At 53.7% G+C, this 2,847-nt stretch carries 4 protein-coding genes; all 4 read right to left on the reverse strand.

Features of this window, described 5'->3' with window-relative positions:
* Window positions 1-68: 68 nt before the first annotated feature.
* Complete coding sequence (locus HMPREF0577_RS07065; RefSeq protein WP_036342586.1) at window positions 69-818, reverse strand: Rossmann-like domain-containing protein; 750 nt, start codon at window positions 816-818, stop codon at window positions 69-71.
* A 14-nt stretch (window positions 819-832) separates the two neighbouring features.
* Entirely contained in the window at window positions 833-1,183 is a 351-nt protein-coding gene (locus HMPREF0577_RS07070) for a cupin domain-containing protein (protein WP_004017223.1), read from the reverse strand.
* A 210-nt stretch (window positions 1,184-1,393) separates the two neighbouring features.
* Window positions 1,394-2,209, reverse strand: a complete 816-nt coding sequence (locus tag HMPREF0577_RS07075; RefSeq protein WP_004013112.1) for a class I SAM-dependent methyltransferase — start codon at window positions 2,207-2,209, stop codon at window positions 1,394-1,396.
* A 91-nt stretch (window positions 2,210-2,300) separates the two neighbouring features.
* The gene (locus HMPREF0577_RS11445) at window positions 2,301-2,561 is read right to left on the reverse strand and encodes a hypothetical protein (protein ID WP_155812133.1); all 261 of its coding nucleotides are present in this window, start codon (window positions 2,559-2,561) and stop codon (window positions 2,301-2,303) included.
* Window positions 2,562-2,847 lie beyond the last annotated feature (286 nt).

Here is a 2,847-nt window from a genome sequence, read left to right on the forward strand (position 1 = left end):
AGTAGTAGTATATATATATATATATATATATATATATATATATATATATGAACCGTGCAGATGCCGGTTTAGTCTGCACGCTGTAGAATGACGCGTGTACCGTACATAGAACCGTTACCCATTTTTGCCGCCTTTGGGTTGAGCGCCGGTTCGGAGGAAAAACCTAGGATGGTATCTGCGCCATATTCCAACAGCAGCGGCGCGCAAGCAGCCGAAGGGCCGACCACAATCGTATAAGGATTTTGGCACAGTTCCAGCAATCTAGGCATGGTTTTATTTACGAATGCCGAACCGGTAATGAAAACGTAGTCGCACTGCGGCAGCAGATATTCACACGCCGAATCAGGATAATCCCCCGTTTGCACTTTTCTTTCTAAAATACAAATTTCCTCCGCCTCCGGCATGGCTTGGCGCGCAAATGGGAAATGCCCGATTACTCCCACTTTCTTGCCAGCCACGAGGTTGCGATAGGGGTCGAACAATTCTCGGAATACCAAAGATTCCATGGGTTTAAACCCGTTGGCCGAGACCCGTTCCTTTTGCCCCCACCAAGCGTTAATCGCCGCCACCCCGAAACTAGCTTCGATGAAATTCCAAGATTTAACCAGGGCGGCTACGTCACGCAGAGGTTTATCCTTCATCTCCGGCAGAGTCATAGTTCGTGGTAGTGATTCCACTTCAAAGGGCATTCCCCGCCCAATGCTGTTCTCCGAGGACGTAATTTCAGAATAGTGACTGCCTTCAATCGCATTAATCACTTTCACACTGGGGTCAATGTCCTCGATGAGGCGGTCATATATTTCCCAAGGCGTTCGCATTTTGGACTGGCACCTCATGAATCCGCCGCGACATCGACCATTACCAGCGACATCTGGCAGGGCTCGTCGGCAACCAGCGCGTGTACCTGGCCGGGTGCGAGGTAAATCATGTCCCCGGCCACCATATGGTGTGGCGTGTCATCCAGGGTGAAGGTCATCTTGCCAGCCAACAGTTGCACGACTACCGCCCGCGGACTGGAATGCGCGGTCAGCATCTCTCCCTTATCGAAAGAGAACACCACCACGCGCAGCGCCGAGTTATTAATCAGCACCCGCGAGGTGGTGGATTCTTTGCCCACTGGGATTTCATTTAGCAAATCCAGGTGCACTGAAGACTCGTTTAATTGTGTTTCTTTAGAGCTCATTTTCTTCCTTTCCTCTTTTCCATAACAGTTTTTCGCATCGGTTTCCGCCGGTTCTCCGGTCGATGTTTTAGGGTTTTTCATGAGGTGCCAGTCCGGTTCCGTGGCCGATTTCCACTAAAGGAGTTCCGTCTAAGATGCCACCGCAGCGACTTTCTTCACGGTTCTACCAGTGCTGCATCGATATGCGGCGGCACTCACGTGGCGTATCCCCTAGGCCTCAGGTTTGACCGCAATCGCACCGATGGCAGCCAGGTTCTCGCGATGTTTACTAAACGTCGCGCGCATGTTCAAAATCCTTTTGCGAGCGGCCGGGTTGCGTGCCACATTGAACACAAAACGCAGGAACCCGAAAAATCCCTCATCATTGATTAGCCGCCGGGGCTCCAACAAAGCCATCGGACGAGTGGTGGTCATCTCGACACGGAAGCCGGCTTCTTCCAGTAAGGTCTTCCAGTCGGATACCGTCATGGGGCGCGCGCCTACCTTGATGGCCAGGGACAGGGCTTTGCCGACTTCGTCTTGCACGCTTTCGGGACAATCGTCGGGAATAAAGGCCAACTCGTGAATGGCGTAGCGTCCCCCGGAGCGCAACAGGCGAAAGGCTTCGCGGGCGATAGCGAGTTTTTCTTTCCGCGACTGCATGGTCAACATGGCCTCGCCAATCACCACCGAGGCACAGCCATCATCGAGCCCGGTTTGCATAGCGTTAGCCGCGACTTTCCGCGCCTGCGGGTAGCGCTCGAGGACTTGGAGCAGGCTTGCTTCAACCTGGTCATTGGGGTCGACCCCGATGTAACTGGTGGGGTGGGCGCGCAGCATGAGTTCGGCGGTTTTCCCGACACCTGGCCCGAATTCCACTAGGTCGTCTTTCGCGCCGATAGACAGCTGCTTTACCAGGGTTTCGGTTAGCTCCCATCCCCCGGGGCGCAGCACTTTTTTGCCCATTTTGGCCAACAGCCAGTGTCCTTGCATCCGTTGTTCTTCGGGTCCTTTACGTTGCCCGTGTGCCGGTACAGGTTCTCCCATACGACTCCTTACTATCTATAGGGGTAAATTGAAAAGGCTAACCTAAGTAAGATAAGCCTTAGCCATCCCGCTAGATTAGCATATAAATTCTTTAAAAACAAGGGTCGTTAGCCATACTGAAGCGGTCTGGGTTTTCTTCACTCAGCACAATCCCCACCGCCAACACCGCGACGCAAAGCACCGCCGACCCCATTAACCCATCAAAAACCTCCAGGCTCCCACCCCGCAAAGCCCCCAAGATAGACGCAAAGCCTTGGCTGAATCCCCGCCACCCACAACCTTTGACCCGGGCGGCTTCGCGGTAAGTGTGGGTAGTAATGCAGGTTCTGTGCGGCCGGAAAAATAGCCGCAATCGCGCCACCGTAGCAAGACCCCCGGGAGGCCAGTTTTTCCCGGTTTGGTTTTGCCTCCCGCAGTGCTTTCCCCCACATTCCGCCCTTTGCTATAAAACATAGGTCGCCCTAAGCTCAGGCTAGAACGCCATTCTAGTACTGTCAGTGGGTGCTAAAATATAGCTATGGATGTTACCCACCCCAACACCGGCCGTCGCGCCGGTTTGAGTCAAGCCAAAATCACCCAAGCCGCAAAGACCCTGACCCGCGAACACGGCTTGGAAAACTGGTCGATTCGCGACTTGG

This window comes from Mobiluncus mulieris ATCC 35243, assembly GCF_000160615.1.
GTDB classification, from domain to species: domain Bacteria; phylum Actinomycetota; class Actinomycetes; order Actinomycetales; family Actinomycetaceae; genus Mobiluncus; species Mobiluncus mulieris.

Coding starts and splice junctions, on each gene's coding strand:
- HMPREF0577_RS07065 (WP_036342586.1), bottom strand. CDS start 818: ATGCGAACGCCTTGGGAAATATATGACCGCCTCATCGAGGACATTGAC.
- HMPREF0577_RS07075 (WP_004013112.1), bottom strand. CDS start 2,209: ATGGGAGAACCTGTACCGGCACACGGGCAACGTAAAGGACCCGAAGAA.
- HMPREF0577_RS07070 (WP_004017223.1), bottom strand. CDS start 1,183: ATGAGCTCTAAAGAAACACAATTAAACGAGTCTTCAGTGCACCTGGAT.